The 18,885-nt window shown below is 66.9% G+C and carries 18 protein-coding genes and 1 tRNA gene; 10 read left to right on the forward strand and 9 right to left on the reverse strand.

Going from position 1 to position 18,885, the window contains the following annotated elements:
- Positions 1-53 precede the first annotated feature (53 nt).
- From R2733_15950 to R2733_15975, 6 genes are all read right to left on the reverse strand, one after another.
- On the reverse strand, positions 54-830 hold the full coding sequence (locus tag R2733_15950; GenBank protein ID MEZ5378002.1) for an HAD-IA family hydrolase: 777 nt from the start codon (positions 828-830) through the stop codon (positions 54-56).
- Positions 831-878: 48 nt separating this feature from the next.
- Positions 879-1,274, reverse strand: coding sequence for a VOC family protein (locus R2733_15955; GenBank protein MEZ5378003.1), 396 nt, complete (start codon positions 1,272-1,274; stop codon positions 879-881).
- On the reverse strand, positions 1,267-2,007 hold the full coding sequence (locus R2733_15960) for an enoyl-CoA hydratase/isomerase family protein (protein ID MEZ5378004.1): 741 nt from the start codon (positions 2,005-2,007) through the stop codon (positions 1,267-1,269). The genes R2733_15955 and R2733_15960 overlap by 8 nt, the downstream gene beginning before the upstream one ends.
- Positions 2,008-2,029: 22 nt before the next feature.
- Positions 2,030-3,415 (reverse strand): UDP-N-acetylglucosamine 1-carboxyvinyltransferase, encoded by a 1,386-nt coding sequence (gene murA / locus R2733_15965; GenBank protein ID MEZ5378005.1) that lies wholly within the window; start codon positions 3,413-3,415, stop codon positions 2,030-2,032.
- Positions 3,416-3,495: 80 nt separating this feature from the next.
- Entirely contained in the window at positions 3,496-4,494 is a 999-nt protein-coding gene (locus tag R2733_15970) for an aminoglycoside phosphotransferase family protein (GenBank protein ID MEZ5378006.1), read from the reverse strand.
- A gap of 92 nt (positions 4,495-4,586) precedes the next feature.
- Positions 4,587-5,414 (reverse strand): serine hydrolase domain-containing protein, encoded by an 828-nt coding sequence (locus R2733_15975; GenBank protein MEZ5378007.1) that lies wholly within the window; start codon positions 5,412-5,414, stop codon positions 4,587-4,589.
- 165 nt (positions 5,415-5,579) lie between these two features.
- Here R2733_15975 and R2733_15980 point away from each other — a divergent pair, with 165 nt between their 5' ends.
- The 8 genes from R2733_15980 (at position 5,580) to R2733_16015 (ending at position 12,081) form a co-directional block, all read left to right on the forward strand.
- On the forward strand, positions 5,580-6,134 hold the full coding sequence (locus tag R2733_15980) for an adenylate/guanylate cyclase domain-containing protein (protein ID MEZ5378008.1): 555 nt from the start codon (positions 5,580-5,582) through the stop codon (positions 6,132-6,134).
- A gap of 70 nt (positions 6,135-6,204) precedes the next feature.
- A complete protein-coding gene (locus R2733_15985; protein MEZ5378009.1) occupies positions 6,205-7,365 on the forward strand; it encodes a DEAD/DEAH box helicase in 1,161 nt (386 codons plus the stop codon).
- A gap of 1 nt (position 7,366) precedes the next feature.
- Positions 7,367-9,193 (forward strand): N-6 DNA methylase, encoded by a 1,827-nt coding sequence (locus R2733_15990; GenBank protein MEZ5378010.1) that lies wholly within the window; start codon positions 7,367-7,369, stop codon positions 9,191-9,193.
- Positions 9,190-10,395, forward strand: a complete 1,206-nt coding sequence (locus tag R2733_15995; protein ID MEZ5378011.1) for a homoserine O-acetyltransferase — start codon at positions 9,190-9,192, stop codon at positions 10,393-10,395. Before R2733_15990 ends, R2733_15995 begins: the two co-directional genes overlap by 4 nt.
- An 11-nt stretch (positions 10,396-10,406) precedes the next feature.
- Entirely contained in the window at positions 10,407-11,189 is a 783-nt protein-coding gene (locus R2733_16000; GenBank protein ID MEZ5378012.1) for a DNA-formamidopyrimidine glycosylase family protein, read from the forward strand.
- A 20-nt stretch (positions 11,190-11,209) separates the two neighbouring features.
- The gene (locus tag R2733_16005; GenBank protein ID MEZ5378013.1) at positions 11,210-11,659 is read left to right on the forward strand and encodes a hypothetical protein; all 450 of its coding nucleotides are present in this window, start codon (positions 11,210-11,212) and stop codon (positions 11,657-11,659) included.
- Between the two features lie 37 nt (positions 11,660-11,696).
- On the forward strand, positions 11,697-11,921 hold the full coding sequence (locus R2733_16010; protein ID MEZ5378014.1) for a hypothetical protein: 225 nt from the start codon (positions 11,697-11,699) through the stop codon (positions 11,919-11,921).
- Between the two features lie 84 nt (positions 11,922-12,005).
- Positions 12,006-12,081: transfer RNA gene (locus tag R2733_16015), tRNA-Gly, on the forward strand.
- A 181-nt stretch (positions 12,082-12,262) separates the two neighbouring features.
- Here the strand turns inward: R2733_16015 and R2733_16020 are convergent.
- The 3 genes from R2733_16020 to R2733_16030 form a co-directional block, all read right to left on the reverse strand.
- Positions 12,263-13,045 carry an SDR family oxidoreductase gene (locus R2733_16020; GenBank protein ID MEZ5378015.1) on the reverse strand — a complete coding sequence of 261 codons (783 nt, stop codon included), beginning with the start codon at positions 13,043-13,045 and terminating at the stop codon, positions 12,263-12,265.
- A 253-nt stretch (positions 13,046-13,298) separates the two neighbouring features.
- Positions 13,299-14,177: a TIGR03619 family F420-dependent LLM class oxidoreductase gene (locus tag R2733_16025; GenBank protein ID MEZ5378016.1), complete on the reverse strand. Its 879-nt coding sequence runs from the start codon at positions 14,175-14,177 to the stop codon at positions 13,299-13,301.
- 71 nt (positions 14,178-14,248) lie between these two features.
- Positions 14,249-15,742 carry a sulfatase gene (locus R2733_16030; protein ID MEZ5378017.1) on the reverse strand — a complete coding sequence of 498 codons (1,494 nt, stop codon included), beginning with the start codon at positions 15,740-15,742 and terminating at the stop codon, positions 14,249-14,251.
- Positions 15,743-15,905: 163 nt separating this feature from the next.
- Between R2733_16030 and R2733_16035 the strand changes: the two genes are divergently transcribed.
- Positions 15,906-16,553 carry a PadR family transcriptional regulator gene (locus R2733_16035; GenBank protein ID MEZ5378018.1) on the forward strand — a complete coding sequence of 216 codons (648 nt, stop codon included), beginning with the start codon at positions 15,906-15,908 and terminating at the stop codon, positions 16,551-16,553.
- Between the two features lie 18 nt (positions 16,554-16,571).
- A complete protein-coding gene (locus R2733_16040; GenBank protein ID MEZ5378019.1) occupies positions 16,572-18,881 on the forward strand; it encodes a family 65 glycosyl hydrolase domain-containing protein in 2,310 nt (769 codons plus the stop codon).
- The last annotated feature ends 4 nt before the right edge of the window (positions 18,882-18,885 follow it).

Consider the following 18,885-nt stretch of genomic DNA (forward strand, 5'->3'; position numbering starts at 1 on the left):
CTTCTCTTCGGAGTTTTCGGGGCGAGTACGAGGGTTTCGGTTGCCGGCCGGGCTCAGGGCACCAATTCGCCCAGGTCCTTGACGACGAACGAGGCGCCATTGGCCAACAGCTCGTCGGTGAACGAGCCCCGGTCGACGCCGATCACCAGGCCGAAGCCACCGGCGGCTCCGGCTGCCACGCCCGAGGTGGCGTCTTCGACGACGATCGTCTGCGCCGGGTCGACCCCGAGCCGTTCGGCGCCGAGCAGGAAGGCGTCGGGAGCCGGCTTGCCGTGCAGGCCGAGCTCGGCGCTGACGAGACCGTCGACGATGATCTCGAAGCGGCCGCCGAGCCCGGCCGCCGCGAGCACCGGGACGGCGTTCTTGGATGACGACACGATGGCCTGGGCGACACCGAGTGAGTCGAGGTGGTCGAGCAGGGCGAGCGAACCGGGATAGGCGTCGACCCCGTCGACCTCGATGATCTGGTTGAATTCGATGTTCTTGCGGTTGCCGAGTGCGCAGACCGTCTCATGGCCGGGCTCGTCGTCGGGTGTGCCCTCGGGGAGGTGGACCCCGCGTGATTCGAGGAAGGACCGGACGCCGAGATAGCGGGGCTTGCCATCGACGTAGCGCAGGTAGTCGTCGACGGTGAACGGTGAGCGGTCGGCCACGTCGTGGTCGGCGCCGCGCTGCTCGAGGAACCAGTCGAACAGTGCCTTCCAGGCTCGTTCGTGCACCAGCGCCGTCGGAGTGATCACCCCGTCGAGGTCGAACAGCACGCCGGCGGCACGCTGCCAGTCGAGTGGGTGGGGCGACCAGTCGAAGGGGGTGGTGGGAGTGTTGCTCACGTCTGCGAGGGTATCGGTCGGACCCGGTGCGACCGGGATCGAACGCCCCTATCGATCGGGACGTTCACCTTCGTGAAACCGTCGGGCCAGGCTGACCTCGTGCCCGTCGGGGTCGAGGATGTGGAAGTAGCGCTCGCCCCACATGGCGTTGCTCGGCGCCATCATCGGTGTGCGACCGGCAGCGACGAGGCGGTCGTAGTGTGCGTCGGGATCGTCCACGAAGATGATGTAGCGGCCCCAGAACGAGGGCGGACCGAGCTCGGCCCGTTCGACCGTGAGGTTGATGAAGTTGGTGGCCGACCCCGGGACGAAGTCGTCGATGGCCATCGTGGCGAAGTCGGTGTCCGGGCCGCCGTAGACCGTGGTGCAGCCGATCAGCTCGTAGAACTCGATGGCTGCCGCCATGTCGGTGGTGCGCAGCGTGATGGCGTTGAGCTCAGCCACGACCGCCCGCCGCCATGCGTTCGGCCATGTCGTCGGGCATGCCGTGCGGGCGGGAACGCTCATGCCGCAACGCCTCGGCCCGAGGCCGCTCGAAGCGGTCGGCGATCAACTGCTTCACGATGCGATTGGTACCGCGCGAGTTGGCCAGGATCTGCTCGGCCAGCGAGCACACGGCGGCATCGAGCTCGTCGTCGGGAACGCAGTGGTCGACCAGGCCGATCGCTTCGGCTTCGGTGCCCGAGATGCGTCGGGCTGTGAACATCAGTTCCTTGGCGGTCGAGCGGCCGACTCGCTCGGGGAGCCGGACCGACATGCCCCAGATCGGTGCCAGACCCCACTGGCCATGGGTGTCGCCGAGCTTCGCCGATTCGGCGGCGATCAGGATGTCGCCGGCGAGTGCGAGTTCGAGCCCGCCGGTGAAGCAGTGGCCGTGGATGCGCACGATCGTCGGTTGCCGCAGCTGCTCGAACGCGTCGACCGTTTCGGGAACGAAGTGGACACTCGGCGCTTTCGCTCCGCTGGCGATGCCGCCGAGGTCGTTGCCGGCACAGAACGATCGCCCTGCTCCCTCGAGCACCACGCAGCCAATCGAGTCGTCGGCGGCGATGGCGTCGATGTGTTGGCGCAGCTCGACGAAGGAATCGGGGAGGAGGGCGTTAAGCTTGTCGGGACGGTTCAGCGTGAGCGTGGCGAGGCCATCGGCATCGGTACGCACGACCAGAGGTTCAGCCATGGGCCGAGCCTGCCAGTTCGCGCTACTTCGCGCCAGCTGCGACCGGGACCTCGACCCGCTTGATGTCGAGCCCGAGGGACTCGAAGTTCTCGATCGGGCGGTTGTAGCCGCGGTCGAGGTGGTGGGTGCCGGTGATCGTGGTCTGGCCCTCGGCAGCCGCCGCAGCGAGGACGTAGGCGAACCCGCCACGGATGTCGGGCACGTCGACCTGGGTGCCGATCAGCTGGTTGCCGCCGCTCACCACGACCGAGCACGGCGTCGAGCTGCCGACGAATCGGGTCTCGATGCTGCCGAGTGGGGTGTTGTAGAGCTCGATCTGGGCGCCCATCTGCTTGAGCGCCGGAACGTAGGTGAACCGGTTCTCGAACACGGTTTCGTACATGACCGACATGCCGTGGCACTGCGTGAAGAGCGCGACCATCGGCGATTGCCAGTCGGTCATGAACCCGGGATGGGTGTCGGTCTGCACTGCAGCCGGGTGGAGGGTGTCGGCCCACGCCGAGATCGACGAGTCGGTGATCTCGAAACGGGCACCCATGCCCTGGAGGGTGGAGATCGCCGTGACGAGACGGTCCTGCGAGCAGCCATGGACCCGGACTTCGCCACCGGTGATGAGGCCGGCAACGAGATACGAGAAGGCCTCGATGCGGTCACCCTTCAGATGATGGGCGGCGCCGCTGAGGGATTCGACACCGTCGATGATGAATCGACGGTTCGGCCGCATCTCGATTCGTGCCCCCATGCGCTGGAGGAAGAGCGCCAGCTCGATGACCTCGGGTTCGGTAGCGGCATTGTCGAGGACCGTGCGGCCCTCGGCCAGCACGGCGGTCATGAGGATGGTCTCGGTGGCACCGACCGAGGGATAGGGGAGTTCGATGTGTGCGCCCTGGAGCTTGCTCGCCTTGGCCTCGAGGCCCTCGGAGGTGAACTCGATCTCGGCCCCCATCTTGCGGAGGGCATCGACGTGGAAGTCGACCGGGCGAGCACCGATCTCGTCGCCACCGACGAGCGGGACGAAGGCATGCCCGATCCGGTGCAGGAGCGGCCCGACCATCAGGATCGGGATGCGATTGAGGCCGGAGAACCGCACCGGAACACGACTCGACTCGATGAAGCGAGGGTCGACATTGGCCACGCCGTCGATGACCTCGACCCCGCAGCCGAGGGCTTCGAGCATGCCGGCGGTGATGGCGACATCGCCGACGTCGGGACAGTTGGAGATGCGCGACGGCGTGTCGGCGAGCATGGCGGCCACCATGTGTTTGGTGACACCGTTCTTCGAGCCACGGACGGCGACGTCGCCTCGCAACGGCCCGACCGGATTGACGATCCACGCCGGGGTGGTTGCCTCGGCCGGGTCGGCGGATTGGTCGGACGGGGTCGTGTTCGTGCTCGGTTCACCACTCACCGTGGAGACTCTACCGCTCGAAGGCTGGTGCGACGGGGCACGCGGTCTTGTCCCGATGGGCGCTGCGCCGACCGGTGAGATCAGACCGGGAGGCCGATGCGCTGCAGTGTCGCCGTGAGGTGCCCGCCATGGTGGAGGAGGTTGGCGAGGCGGCAGATCGGGTGCATCGGGCCGAGGATTGCTCGTGGTGTGTTCGGGGCCAGCGGATGGCTGATCAGTTCCTGAACCGAGAACGAAATGGCATAGAGCATCAGCCGTTCGAACAGTGCCGGGTGCTCGAACAGATCGGGTCGGTCCTCGGCCACCCAGACCGGCACGTCGACGTAGTCGGCGGCGAGCGTGCGGGCCTCATAGTCCGGCGCAACGTGAGCGTGGGGGAACGCGCAGAAGCGGAAGAGCACGTCGAGCTCGAGGTCAAGTGGCGCGCCCCGGCACCACTCGAAGTCGAGGATGCCGGTGAGCTCGGCGCCGTTCCACAGGAGGTTCTCGAAGCTCAGGTCGCCATGAATGAGTGTCCGCTGGCTGTACTCGCTCAACGCGTCGGCCGTGTGGTGCACATAGTCGAGCACGTCAGCGAACAACCCGGGATCAATCGGCGTCAGCTCCTCGATGGCGAGGAGCAGGGGAACCAGCGGCGTCACGTTGCGAGGGTCGATGAGATGCGGCGAGTTGTCGATGCGAGGGATGTGCACCGGCGTCTGTGTCTCGTGCAGCACGGCGAGCGCCGTGCACAACTGACGGACGGCGTCACGTCGCATGTTGGACGACAGGTCCGGCCACCACCGCGAGAGTGGGGCGCCAGGTCGACGTCGCACGATCAGGTAATCCGCTCCGACCTCACCGCCATAGGCGAGCACGTCGGGCGCCCATGGAGCATCAGGGAGATGCCGACACAACAGCGCCTCGCGGCGAAGTCGCTGGTTGGGATGGCGATTGACCCTCACGACGAGGTCGGGGCTGAGGAAGACCTCGTTCCGCGTGCTCGAAGCTCGTTCCAGCGTTTTGGGATCGTCGAAACCAGCCATTCGCAGTGCATGTCGAGCCCGGGCCTGGGCGAACAGTGGGTTTTCGGTGGTCATCGATGCGTCCCTCTTGTAAGAGCAACGTCGGCCCCAAGGCAGCGAACTTGACCGATGACGCAGACTTTCCCTTCGGTAGGCCCGGCGCCGCCTCAGGGTGCGGAGGTGCTGACCAGCGACTCCGCAAGGACGGCATCGCACAGCGCAGGCCACGCCTCCATGGCCCACGGACCGAAGTCGCGGTCGGCGAGAGCGACTGCCGCTCGCCCGGCCACCGGGTCGACCCACACCAGCGTGCCCGCTCGTCCGAAGTGACCGAACGTTTCGGGCGAGTTCGACTGCCCGGACCAATGCGGCGACTTCTCGCCCCGGATCTCGAACCCGAGACCCCACGGGTTCGGCACCTTGCGGCCGTAACCGGGGAGGACTCCGGCGAGGTCGGGAAAGGCGACGCTGGTGGCGGCGGCCATCGTGGCTGGATGGATCAGGGTGGGCTCGAGCCACTCCGCCAACAACAACAGCAGATCCTCGACCGATGAGGTACCGCCGTGGGCGGGGTTGGAGCCGATCGAGGTGCGACGCAGCCCGAGCGGTTCGCTCACGGCAAGCGCGACGTAGTCGGCGGCGGACATCCCGCTGGCTTGCGACAGGGCGTCGCCGAGCAGTTCGAATCCCGCGTTGGAGTAGATCCGCCGGGTTTCGGGCTCGGCGGTCGGTCCACCGATCTCGGGCGGGAGCCCCGAGGCGTGAGCGAGAAGATGGCGCACGGTGGAGCGGCCGGGACCGAGCGGTTGATCGAGGCGCAGCGTCCCCTCCTCGATGGCGACGAGGACGGCGTAGGCGAAGATCGGCTTTGTCACCGAGGCAAGCTCGAACGTGCGATCTGTGGGCCCTGCCACCTCTTGGCGGCCGGATCGATCGAGCCAGCCTCCCGCCGCGTGCGCCACCGGCCAGGTCGGAATTGCTTCGAGCGCGGCCATGGCCGCACCCTACCGCGCTGCTGTCGACCGCTACTCCCTCGACCGCCGCGTCGTTGGTCCGAACGATGAATTCTCCGTTGCCGCAACTACCCCCCGTGTTGTCGACAGCACGCAACGTACGGTCGTTTGTCACTGTCGCGCCTGCAGTCGGGTAGCGTCGTCGGGATGGATCCGGCCGACATGGGCTTCCAACGCCCGATCACGACCCACCGCGTCAAGCGGGCGTTCGGCTTCATCGATCTCTCCGGGTTCACCCACTACACGGTGACCAACGGCGACGACCGCGCCGTCGAGCAGCTGTCGGAGTTTCGGCGCATCGTGCGGGCCGCAGGTTCGGCCACCGGTGTGCGGGTGGCGAAATGGTTGGGCGACGGCGCCATGCTCGTTTCCGTCGACACCGCCAGTCTCGTCATGGCCATCCACCGCATCATGCGGGCCGTTCGTGATTCCGACATCGAGCTGCCGCTCCACGCGGGTGTGTCCGACGGCAACGTCATTCTCTTCGAGGGCGACGATCACATCGGCTCGGCGGTGAACTTGGCTGCCCGGCTGGCCGACATCGCCCAGCCGGGCCAGATCCTCGCCCGCTCCGATCTGTTTCCCGGGGTCAATCGCACCAAGGCCGTCGTCGGACCCGTCGAGATCGCCGGATTCGACGGTCCGATCGAGGTCGCCGACCTCGCCCTGGTGCCGACCCTGGTCGAAGCCCTCAACCTCTGACCGCCTTCCCGCTGATCGGGTATCAAATCGATACCCTTTCGAATCAGCAATGCAAACCGACAGGAACAAGATGTCCATCACGTTCGCCGAACTCGGCGTCGTCCCCGAGCTGGCCAGTGCCCTGAGCGCTCGGGGAATCGAAACCGCTTTTCCCATCCAGCAACTCACCATCAACGATGCCCTCGCCGGCAAAGATGTCTGTGGCAAGGCCAAGACCGGCTCCGGCAAGACCCTGGCGTTCGGCTTGCCGGCGCTGCAGCGCATTGGGGATCTGGAACGAGGGCACATCCACGGCCTCATCCTCGTCCCGACCCGAGAACTGGCCACGCAGGTGGTCGACGAACTCGGTCCGCTCGGTGAGTCCCTCGGCCTCAAGACCGCTGCCATCTATGGCGGCGCCGACATCGAGAAGCAGATCGCCCAGATCAACAAGGGGCTCGACCTCGTCGTCGCCACCCCCGGCCGGATGATCGACCTTCTCGACCGGGGCGCCGTCTCGGTCACCGACGTCAGCATCGTCATCGTCGACGAAGCCGACCGGATGGCCGACATGGGCTTCCTCCCACAGGTCGAATGGATCCTGCGCCGGATCGAGGGCGAGCACCAGACGCTGCTGTTCTCCGCCACGCTCGACGGAGCAATCGACACGCTGGTGCGCCGCTACCAGACCGATCCCGCTCGTCACGAGGTCGAGGAGGCCGAGGTCACCGTCGATCAGATGGCCCATCGGTTCATCGCCGTGCACAAGATGGATCAGTCGAAGGTCGTGGCCTCGATCGTCGAGCACTCACACCGGACCATCGTGTTCTGCAACACCAAACGCATGTGTGACCGTCTCGCCGACGACCTCGAGAAGCTGGGTGTGAGTGCCGAACCGATCCACGGCGATCTCCGCCAGCGAGCTCGCGAGGCCGCACTCGGCCGGTTCACCAACGGCAAGATCCAGGCGCTGGTCGCCACCGACGTCGCCGCTCGCGGCATCCATGTCGACGACGTCGACGTCGTCATCCATTTCGACCCACCTGACGACCACAAGACCTACCTGCACCGCTCGGGCCGCACCGCACGCGCCGGCGGCACCGGCGTTGCGGTCACCCTCGTGCTCTGGGACCAAGAACTCGAGGTCAAGCGCATCCAAAAGCGGCTCGGGCTCGAGATCCCGATCGTCGAGATGTTCTCCAACGACAAACGACTCCACGACCTCTACCACTGGGATCCCAGCAGCGACTGAGGTGGACGCATCCGTCGTCCGACGGCGCTGGCTCCGTGGGCTGATCGATCACCTCGCCCTCATCACTCCCGACGCTGCACCGACGGACGTCTCCGACGCTGCACCGACGGACGTCTCCGACGCTGCACCGACGGACGTCTCCGACGCTGCACCGACCGACGTCTCCGACGTCGTGCCAACGGACGTCTCCGACATCGTGCCGACCGACGTCGTCGATGCTGTCGCTCGTCGTGTGTGCGGCGAGGACGTGCCCCTGTTGGCCGAGGTCGAGCCGCCACCCGGTGGCTGGGCCGACCCCTGGCTGATCGGCGCGGTGCACGAACTGACGGCGTCGACGGGGGAGCGGGCCCTGCGTGGAGCGTGGTACACGCCGCGCCCGGTGGTCGAGGAGCTGGTCCAGCGGGCACTCACTGCTGGCACCGACGCTGTGCTGGGCGACTCGTTGGTGATCGATCCGACCTGCGGTGGTGGCGGCTTCCTGCTGGCGGCGCTCGACCGTCTGGTCGTACTCGGGTCATCGCCCGATCAGGCGCTGGCCCGGATCGGCGGCCTCGACATCGACCCGGGCGCCGTGCGCGCCACTCATGCCGCGGTGGCAGCGTGGGGGCGGTTGGCCGGTGCGTCCGACCAGGCCATCTCCGGAGCCGTCGAGCGGATCTGTCTCGGTGATCAGCTGGTCGGGTGGCCCGACGACTGGCCGAGCGTCTCGGTCGTGATCGGCAACCCGCCGTTCGCCACCCCGCTGCGAGGTGGGTCGTTCCCTGGCGCCGCACACGCCGCCCGAGAGGAGCGACGTGATCGCCTCGGCCCCTACGCCGACCTGGCGGCGATCCACCTGGCCGTCTGTATCGAGCGGGTCGCTCCGGGCGGACGGGTGTGCCTCGTGTTGCCACAGTCGGTGCTTGGCGGGCGTGACACCGCCGGACTCCGAAGCTGGGTCGACGACGTTGCGCCAATCATCGATCTCTGGGCGACGACCTCGGCCGTGTTCGATGCCTCCGTGCGAGTGTGGGCGCCCGTGTGCGAGAAGGGGGCGGAGAGGCCAATGCGATCGTCGTGGTCAGAGGCTGCCGCCTTCGCGCTCGGTGTTCCCCCGGTCACGGTGGCCGCGCCGGGCCGGCTCGGTGAGCTGCTGTCGTCGGCCACCGCCGGGTTCCGCGACGAGTTCTATGCCCTGGCCGAGGCCTGCGTGGAGTTGGCCGACGTCAGCAGCACCGGCTTGCTGCCCGACGGCTTCGTTCGCGTGGCGACCGTCGGTTCGCTCGATCCCCTCACGAGTTGGTGGGGTCGACGGCCCACGACCTTCGCCAAACGGCGCTGGGATGCCCCGGTCGTCGACTGTTCGAAGGTGCCCGGCCGCACCCAGTCGTGGCTCGAGCAACTCCGCCAACCCAAAGTGCTGCTGCCGACCCAGTCGAAGGTCTTCGAGCCGTTCGTCGACCGGGACGGCACGGTGGCGCCGGTGACCCCGTTGCTGGCGCTCCACGCCGAGCCCGATGCGCTCGATCTGGTGACGGCGGTCCTCCTCGCGCCGCCGGTCGTCGCGTGGGCGTTCGCCCGCTGGTTCGGAACGGCAATGTCGGTCGAGGCCATCAAGATCGCTGCGAGGGACCTCGCCGACTTCCCGCTGCCGGTCGACGATGGGGCATGGCACGAGGCGGCAGCGATCGTCCGCTCGGCCGACGGCTGCGACCCCGCCGATTCGGTGCGGACCGCCATCGAGGCGGCAACCCTCATGCAGCGGGCCTATGGCACCGCCGCTGCCGATCCCTCGGTGCTGCAATGGTGGCTCGCCCGAGCACGCTCATTGGTACCCTCGAACGCATGACGACCCCGGAGCGACCGCTTCGCCGAGCCGCTCCGACCGGCGAACCGCTACCGGCCACCGGTGCCTGGCGTGAAGGCGACCCGGTGGCCTGGCGCAATTTCGTCACGGTCGGGCGTGGTCGCAAGTTCGCTCTCGAAGGCGGAGGCCTGCTCGGCGAGCTCCAGCTGGCGTTCGAGTACTGGGGTGAGCTGAACGCGGCAGCCGACAACGCCATCCTCGTGTGCCATGCGCTGACGGGCGACGCCCACGCGAAGGGCCCGAGTGGCCACGGCCAGCCAACCGAAGGCTGGTGGAACGACATGATCGGCCCCGGCCGACCGCTCGACACCGACCGCTTCTTCGTCGTGTGTGCGAACGTCCTCGGCGGGTGCCAGGGCACCACGGGTCCGTCGTCACCCCACCCCGATGATGGGTTGCCGTGGGGATCGCGGTTCCCGGTGATCACCATCCGCGACATCGTCCGGAGCCAGGCGCTGCTGGCAAACGATCTCGGGATCGGCCGGTGGGCCGCAGTGGTGGGCGGCTCGATGGGCGGAATGCAGGCGCTCGAGTGGGCCGTCATGTACCCCGAACGCGTCGGCGCGCTGGTCTCGATCGCAAGCGCGGCGGCCGCCAGTCCCTTGCAGATCGGGTGGAGCGAGGTCGGTCGGCTCGCGATCGCCCAGGACCCGCGCTGGCGGCAGGGCGACTACTACGACGCCGAACCCGGCGACGGTCCGGCCGAGGGGTTGATGCTGGCGCGGCGCGTCGCACAGCTGCACTACCGATCCGACGACTCGCTCGAGCAGCGCTTCGGCCGAGCCGTGGTCGGCAAACTCGACCGGTTCGCCATGTGGGACCGATTCCAGATCGAGGGCTATCTCGACTACCACGGTCAGAAACTGGCTCGACGGTTCGACGCGAACAGCTACCTGCTGCTCAACAAGGCGATGGATCTGCACGACATCGGGCGTGACCGAGGCGGTCTCGATCTCGCGGCCGCTCGGGTGCAGTGCCCGACCCTCGTGGTGTCGATCGACTCCGATGTGCTCTATACGCCGAGGCAGCAACTCGAGCTGGCCGACATCCTGCGCCGGGGGAACGCGCCGCTCGTCGAGTTCGCCACGCTGGAGTCGATCCACGGACACGACGGCTTCCTCATCGAGTTCCCCCAGCTCGGCCCGATCGTCGAGCGGTTCGTCGACGAGCAGGCCAAGGCCTGACCGGCGCCTCGATGCCCGAGGGAGTCGAGATCGAGCTGTACCGGCGTACCGCCGACCAGGCGGTGGGTCGCCGTATCGCGTCGGTCGACACGCCCGACGAGTGGTACCTGAAAGAAGGCACCTCACCCGACGAGGTCGCGGCCGCCTGCGTCGGCGCCGAAGTGATCGCCACCCGTCGGATCGGCAAGCTGCTGCTCCTCGACCTGTCGAGTGGCCATGTGCTCGGGTTGCGTTTCGGGATGACTGGACGCCTGATCGTCGATGGCACGGCCTCGATCGAGTACCTCGAGTACTCGAGCACCCGTGACGATCCGGCGTGGGACCGGTTCGTGATCCATTTCGCCGACGAAGGGAGTCTGCGGATCCGCGATCCGCGTCGCCTGGGCGGCGTCGTCATCGACCCCGACGAGTCGAGGCTCGGTGCCGATGCGTTCACGATCGACGCCGAGCGGCTGCGAGCGCGGGTCCTGGTGGGCGACGTGGCACTCAAGGCCCGGCTCCTCGATCAGCAGCGCATCGCCGGGATCGGCAACCTCATCGCCGACGAGACGCTGTGGCGGGCACGGCTCGATCCGGCTCGACCCGCACGGTCGCTCGACGATGTCGAGGCCGAGCGGTTGCTCGCCACATTGCACGAGGTACTGGGCGACTTCGTTCGTGACGGTGGCTCACACACGGGGGTCCTCATGTCGGCACGGGCACGCGGCGCGCACTGCCCTCGCTGTGGGACCGAGCTCGACCGTCGGACCATCGGCGGGAGAACCACGTTCTCTTGTCCCCGGGAGCAAGTGTGAGTCCGCTAGATTCGACCGAAGTGTCCGGTCTTCTCATCGCCCAAGAGAGCGTCACCAGCACCACGGTCAAGTGGTTCATCGCCGCCCTGCTCCTCGTTGCTGTGCTTCTGACGGTGTTGACGGTTTGGTACTGGCGACACACCGACCCGTATCGTCGACTGGCCGAGCAACGCCGAGCGCCGGTCGATCGTGGACCCGAGCCACGGCCCGCTCCGCTCCCGGCCCAATCGTCACCGAGTCACCAGTCCCCAAGCCAGCAGGAATGGGGCGGGACCGCAGCTCCCAGCGCGTCCGACGCCGCCGCCGACGCTCGTCGTCGTGCCGCCGCCGGAGGGATGGCATCGGGCGCCGCTCAGTTCTCCGCCCCAGGCGGGTACCCGACGGCTCCTCCCACCGCCGACGACGATCTCGAGGCCGACGATTGGCTGCGGCTCACCGGCCCTCAGGCGCTGCCGCGCAACGACGTCTGAGTCGGGGCCTGGCCGGGCGCTTCGCTAGGGTGAGGCGATGGCTGAGAGTTTTGACGTCGACGCAATGATCGAGCGGTACCGGCAACGGGCCGAGGCGGTGAAGAAGCGCAACCTGCCGCCGGTCGGCGGCGATGAGCGCAAGGCGTTCATCCAGCAGGCCGAGCAGGACTTCATGGACTACGCCGTGATCGCCGACGCCAAGGGCGAGTTGGAGGGCGGGATCCTCACCCTCACCATCGACATGCGACCCCCGAGCGAATGATCCCGACGTCGCTCCTTTGCTTTCGCGATGTTTGCTCAGGAGTTGTTTGATTCCGGTAGGTGATCGCTATGATTGCCTGCTCATGCGGACGTAGCTCAGCTGGTAGAGCATCACCTTGCCAAGGTGAGGGTCGCGGGTTCAAATCTCGTCGTCCGCTCCAGAAACACCCGGTCAGAGGCCCACTTCGGTGGGCCTCTTCCGCGTCCCCACTGGTCCTCAGCCAGTTCTCGAGACCCAGAGCGACACCACCCCCCGTTCTGGAGACCCCGAGCGTCAGTTCTGACGCCAGGGCTCTCCAGTTCGCAGCCGGTGACGCTCAGGCTCTCCGGTTCCGACTCGGATCAGTCGGCGGCGTCGATGCGAGCTTGGAGTTTGCGCATGCCCCGCAGCCACTTCTCGGACTCGTTGGTCTTGAACTCCATCCAGTCCTGGGCGATGGGGTCGGTCAGGATCAAGAAGCGCTCCTCGGCCAACGCGTCGCTCACCTGCTGGGCGACTTCCTCGGGTTCCCGGATCGGACCGGCGGCCGTGCGGCCCCACTCGCTGTCGGCCGCGTCGCCGAGCATCGGGGTGCGGACACCGAGCGGCGCCAGCAGATAGGTCCGAATGCCCTGACCGTGATAGGTGATCGCCATCCATTCGGCGAGTCCGACGACGGCATGCTTCGACGTGGCATAGGGCGCATTGCCGTGGCTGGTGAGAATGCCGGCCATCGACGCCGTGTGGAGGATGTGCCCCTCACCGCGAGCGAGCATCGAGGGCAGGACTGCCCGGATGGCATGGACGTGGCTCATCACGTTGATGTCCCACTGACGCTGCCACTCGTCGATCGGTGTCGACAGGGGGTCGCCGCCGCTGGCGATTCCCGCGTTGTTGCACAACAGATCGATCGGGCCGTGGCGTTCCTCGACGCCGAGGAGAAGGGCGGTGATCTGCTCGGCGTCGGCGACATCGACCACGGCCGCCTCACCGCCGATGGCGTCGGCCACCGCTCGCGCATGGTCACCATCACGGTCGACGACGACCACGATCCGTGCGCCGTCGGCGGCGAAGCGTTCACACATCGCCTTGCCGATCCCGCTGCCGCCCCCGGTCACCACGCACACTCGGCCTTCGACTCGCATCTCGTCCTCTCCTCGGTCGGGCCGCTCGGCCCGTTCAGGCGACGCTAGTGCACACGGTCGCCCGTGGCCGCCTGGCGGGGCGCCGGGTGCGACACCACCGCCAGCGCTGGTTCTCGAGAGCCAGAGCGACACTCTTCCTCGTTCTGGAGAGCCACGGCGTCAGTTCTGACGCTGGGGCTCTCGAGTTCGGTGGGGTGTGTCGCTGTGGGTCTCAGGTTCGGACAGGTTCCGTCGAGACGCGACAAGCAGGCGATCAGGCGAAGTGGGCGATCACGTCGGTGGTCAGGTGGTCGAGGTGGCGGAGGGTGTCGTCGGTCGAGATCACATTCATGCTGGGCGGGAACAGCACGATCCGCTCGACCCCGAGCTCGGCGTACTTCTCGAAACGAGCGAGGTTCACACTGAACGAGTGGATCGTGATGGGGATGGCGTCGGCGTCGCGGCCGGCCTCGGTGGCGAGGCGGCGGAACAGCTCGATGGCGCCGGCAACATCGGGGCGCCCGTTGGTGTTGAGCATCGACGCATCGATCGGACACCACTCGTCGGCGTATTCGGCGGCGTGCTGGATCCCGACCGGACCGGCGTTGCCGAGCGCCACCGGCACCGTCCCCCGCACCGGTTTGGGATAGACGTAGGAGTCGGTGAACGAATCCCAACGGCCATCGAACGACGCCCGCTCGTCACCCCAGCACGTTCGCAGCGCCGCCACCCGTTCTCGCATGGCGCTGTAGCGCAGCTTGAATGGGAGGTCGGGTCGATGATTGGCGAGTTCCTCCTCATTCCACCCGACACCGATCCCGAGTTTGAAGCGGCCGTTCGAGAGCACGTCGAGCGACGCGGTGGCGCAGGCGAGATCGAGGAGGTCGTGCTCGAGCACCAGGCAGATGCCGGTGTAGAGCTCGAGGGTCGACGAGGCCGACGCCGCCGCCATCAGCGACAGCAGCGGATCCATCATGTGGTAGTAGCTCGACGGGAGCTCGCCCCCGGACGGGTAGGGCGTGGTTCTGTCGGCCGGAATGTGGCTGTGCTCGGGCATCCAGATCGAATCGAAGCCACGAGCCTCGAGCTCGGTGGCCAGATGATCGGGCCGGATGCCCGCCGCGTCGTTGTGGGAGAGGTAGCCGAACTTCATGTCCGAACGCTGCCCGGCGGCAGCTGGGTGGTCAAGTCGTTCGGCGTACACCCTCGCCGGACGAGTGAGGCTCAGCCCATCATCCCGCCGAGGTCGAGCCAGGCGTAGCGAGGTAGCTCTGGCATCTCGGCAACCGGCACGTCTTCGCACCCGGCGGGCACCGGCTGTGAATGGTGCGGTGCGTCCAGGAGTCGGGACTGCTCCCGCCACATCGCTGCCTTCAGATCCTCGCGGATCTCGGCGTAGGCCGGATCGTTGTAGCAGTTGTTGACCTCGGTGGGGTCGGCGTCGAGATCGTACAACTCCCACTCGGGGGCGTAGGAGAAGAAGCTGGTGAACGGGAGCCCGAAGCCGTCGTTGTAGAAGTAGATCAGCTTGTAGCGATCGGTGCGGTAGCCGTAGTGGGCGGGCGCCTTGTGGATGATGTCGTCGTTCTCCCAGTAGCGGTAGTAGAAGCCCTCGACCGGGTCCTGCTCCCCACCGACGAGATCCGGCCAGAAGCTGCGGCCCTGCATTCGCTCGTGCGGCTCGACACCGGCAGCGTCGAGGATGGTCTGCGCCATGTCGACGTTGGTGACGATGCCGTCGTGTACCCGGCCGGCGGGAACGGCATTCGGGTAGCTGAGGACGAACGGCATCCGAAGCGACTCTTCGTACATGAGTCGCTTGTCGAACCAGCCGTGGTCGCCGAGGAAGAAGCCCTGGTCGGACGAATACATGAGCATGGTGTCGTCGAACTCGCCACGGTCGCGGAGCCAGTCCATGAGTCGGCCGACGTTCTCGTCGACCGAGTGCACGCAGGCGAGGTAGTCACGCATGTAGCGCTGGTACTTCCAGATTGCCTGCTCCTCGTAGGTGAGACCCTCGGGCGGATCCTCCTTGAGATCGGTCGTGGTCAGATGGTCGGCGACCCGCATGGCCGTGCGACGAACCGATGCGCTACGGGTGGCGTAGTCATCCCAGAACGTCTCCGGGAGCGGGCGGGGTTCTTCGAACATCGCCTGGTGCTCGGGCTTCGGCAGCCACTCACGGTGCGGTGCCTTGTGCCAGACGAGCATGCAGTAGGGCTGATCGTCGTCGAGCGACTCGACCCAGCTGGTGGCGAGATCGGTGATGATGTCGGTGGCGTAGCCCTCGACCGTGCGGCGGCCCTCGGCACTGATGAAGGTGGGGTTCCAGTAGTCGCCCTGCCCGGGAACGACGTCCCAGTAGTCGAAGCCCTGCGGGTCCCGGCCCTCGCCGTGACCCATGTGCCACTTGCCGATCATGGCGGTCTTGTAGCCGGCCTCGCGCAGCAGCGAGATGAAGGTCGGCTGGCTGGCGTCGATCGGAGTGAAGAGCGAGTAGACGCCATTGATGTGGCTGTAGGTACCCGTGAGGATGGCGGCCCGTGAGGGTGTGCACAGGGAGTTGGTGACGAAGCAGCGATCGAATCGGACGCCGTGCTCGGCGATCTCGTCGATGCGAGGGGTCTCGTTGACGACGGACCCGTAACACCCGATGGAGTGGGCGGCGTGGTCGTCGGTGAGGACGAAGACGAGATTGGGTCGGCGCGTGGCGGTCACATGGTCTCCTGTTGTGCGGCGACGGTCGGTCGCAGCGTCGTTGCCCGATGATTGCACTTGTGGCATAGTCGATCGCGCAAGTGCAATAGTGCGCGACGACGGGGCCCACCGTCAACCAGGCAGCCGTCACCAGCTCCGTCGACGTACGGCATCGGGAGGTTCGATGTCCAGAGTCAAACTCGAGTTCATCCTGCTCGGTGCGCTCCTGCAGCGCCCGCAGACCGGCTACGAGCTTCAACGATTCATGGAGACGACCGGGCGCTTTCTGCGGGTCAACACGTCGATGACCCAGGTGTACCGCAGCCTGCGGTCGATGGACGACGCCGGCTGGCTGGCGCATCGGGTCGAGCCTCGGCAGGGAGCGCAGGATGCCAAGCGGTATTCGGTGACCGAGGCCGGAGCGCAAGCCTTCGGCGACTGGCTCGGCGAGCCGTACGAACCCGGCCGCTCACCTGGAGGAGAGGAGTTCGTCGTCCAGCTGCGGTTTCGGGCCGAGTTCTTAGGGTGCGAGGCGGTGATCCAGCTCCTTGATGTCGAACTCGAGTTCTGGGAGCAGCACAAGGCCCGATACCGGCATCGCGACCGCACGGAGCTGTACTCGGCCGATGCCCCGATCGACGTGGACTGCGTAGGGGCCATCCTGAATTGGGAGCACCTGCGGGGCGCGGCCCTCGTCGACGCCCATCTCGCGGCATTGCGGGAGCTGCGGAGCGTTCTCGCAGCTGGCGACTGGCCGGCACCTGAGCTACCGAATCCTCTCGTCGTGGTCCCTTCAGCAGTCGACGACCCAGGGGCGGGTGCCATCAGCTGAGCCTGGTAGAGTTCGCGAATGTTGCGTGCGTTTGCCGGTGATGCCTGGACCATCGAGCAGCAGGAGTTCGATGCTGCGAACCACCGGGTCTTCGAGAGCCTCTTCTCGCTGGGGAATGGCAACTTCGGCGGCCGTGGAACGCACGAGGAGCAGTACTCGGGCGACTCGCTGCAGGGCAACTACGTCGCCGGTGTCTACTACCCCGATCCCACTCGGGTGGGGTGGTGGAAGAACGGCTATCCGGACTACTTCGCCAAGGTGCTCAACGCCGCCGACTGGACACCCATCGGGGTCGAGATCGACGGCGAACCGCTCGACCTGGCGACGGCTCGCATCGACAGCTACCGGCGCCGCCTGCACCTGCGAACCGGCGAGCTCGAGCGGGTGTTCCGGGCCACGTTGGCCAGCGGCCGCACGGTCGAGGTCGAGTCGCTCAAGTTCATCAGCATGGCCGATCCCGACCTCGCGGCCATCCGCTATCGCATCGCCGTGATCGACAATCCCGCCGTGGTGCGACTCGACATCGGGATCGACGGTGACGTCACCAACGAAGACTCCAACCACGAGGCTGGGTTCTGGGATCCGGTGGACACCAAGGTCGACGGCACTCGCGGCCTCGTCGTGCTCGAGACCAAGAAGACCGGCTTCATCGTCGGCACGGGCTTCGACCATGTGGTGACGGTCGAAGGGGCGGCCGCCACGGCCGAACCCCGACCGCAGCAGACCACGACGTCCGTGAGCGTCGGTCACGAGTTCGCCGTCGAGCCTCGGCAGGTGATCGAGGTGGTGAAGTTCGCAGCGAACATCTCCTCCCGAACGCACGCCCCCGACCAGATCCCCTCGGCGATCGATGCCGTGCTCGACCACGCAGTGGCTCAGGGCTTCGATGCCCTTCGGCAGGCACATCACGAGGCGTGGGAACGCAAGTGGGAGGCGTGCGACGTTGCCATCGGTGGTGACGAGCCGGTGCAACAGGGCGTCCGATTCAGCATCTTCCAGCTCCAGTCCACCTTCACCGGCGTCGACCCGGATCTCAACATCGGGCCCAAGGGGTTCACCGGCGAGAAGTACGGCGGCGTCACCTACTGGGACACCGAGGCGTTCTGCCTGCCCTTCTACTTGCTGGCCGCCGACCAAGACGTGTCGAAGAACCTGTTGCGCTATCGGTACCGGCAGCTCGATCGAGCGATCGAGAACGCCGAGAAGCTCGGCTTCAGCGGGGGAGCGGCGCTCTACCCGATGGTCACCATCAACGGTGAGGAATGCCACAACGAGTGGGAGATCACGTTCGAGGAGATCCACCGCAACGGTGCCATCGCCTTTGCGGTCTTCAACTACCTCCGCACGACCGGCGACACTCACTATCTGCTCGAGGGTGGCCTCGAGGTGCTCGTGAGCATCGCCCGGTTCTGGGCCCAGCGGGTGTCGTACTCCGAGCCCAAGCAGGCCTGGGTCATGCTGGGGGTGACCGGACCGAACGAGTACGAGAACAACGTCAACAACAACTGGTACACCAACCTCATGGCGCAATGGACGCTGCGCTACGCCGCCGAGGCCATCGACCTCGCTCGCTCGATCGACGGCGACGAGACCGATCGCCTTCTCGCATCGCTGTCGTTCGACGAAGCGGCCGAGCGCCCGGTGTGGGCCGACGTGGCCGAGCGGATCCACCTGCCGTTCGATGCCGAGCGGGGTGTGTTCCTGCAACAGGACGGCTTCCTCGACAAGGAGCTGCGCCCAGCCGACTCACTCGACCCGGCCGAGCGCCCGATCTCCCACCACTGGTCATGGGACCGGATCCTCCGTTCGTGTTTCATCAAGCAAGCCGACGTGCTGCAGGGCATGTGGGTCTTCGAGGATCGGTTCGATCTCGACACGTTGCGAGCGAACTTCGACTTCTACGAGCCCATGACCGTGCACGAGTCGTCGCTGTCACCTGCCGTGCATGCGGTGCTCGCCGTCCGACTCGGGCGGCTCGACAAGGCGAACGAGATGCTGCGCCGCAGCGCCCGCCTCGATCTCGATGACATCAACGCCGACACGAGCGACGGCTGCCACATCACCTCGATGGCAGGCACGTGGATCGGAGCCGTCCTCGGCTTCGGTGGCGTGCGCGTTGTCGACGGCGAGCTCGACCTCGCTCCCGTGCTGGCACCGGGATGGACCTCGCTCGAGTTCCGTGTGCACTTCCGTGGGGTCTGGCTCGCAGTGGCCGCGACCGCAGAGGCAACCGAGATCACGAGCCTGGGCGAGCACTCGGTAGCGATTCGGGCGCACGGCGAGCGACACGATCTGGGTCCGGGCGCATCGCTTCGCTTGGCCCACTGACCTC

The organism is Acidimicrobiales bacterium, assembly GCA_041394265.1.
Taxonomy (GTDB): domain Bacteria; phylum Actinomycetota; class Acidimicrobiia; order Acidimicrobiales; family SZUA-35; genus JBBQUN01.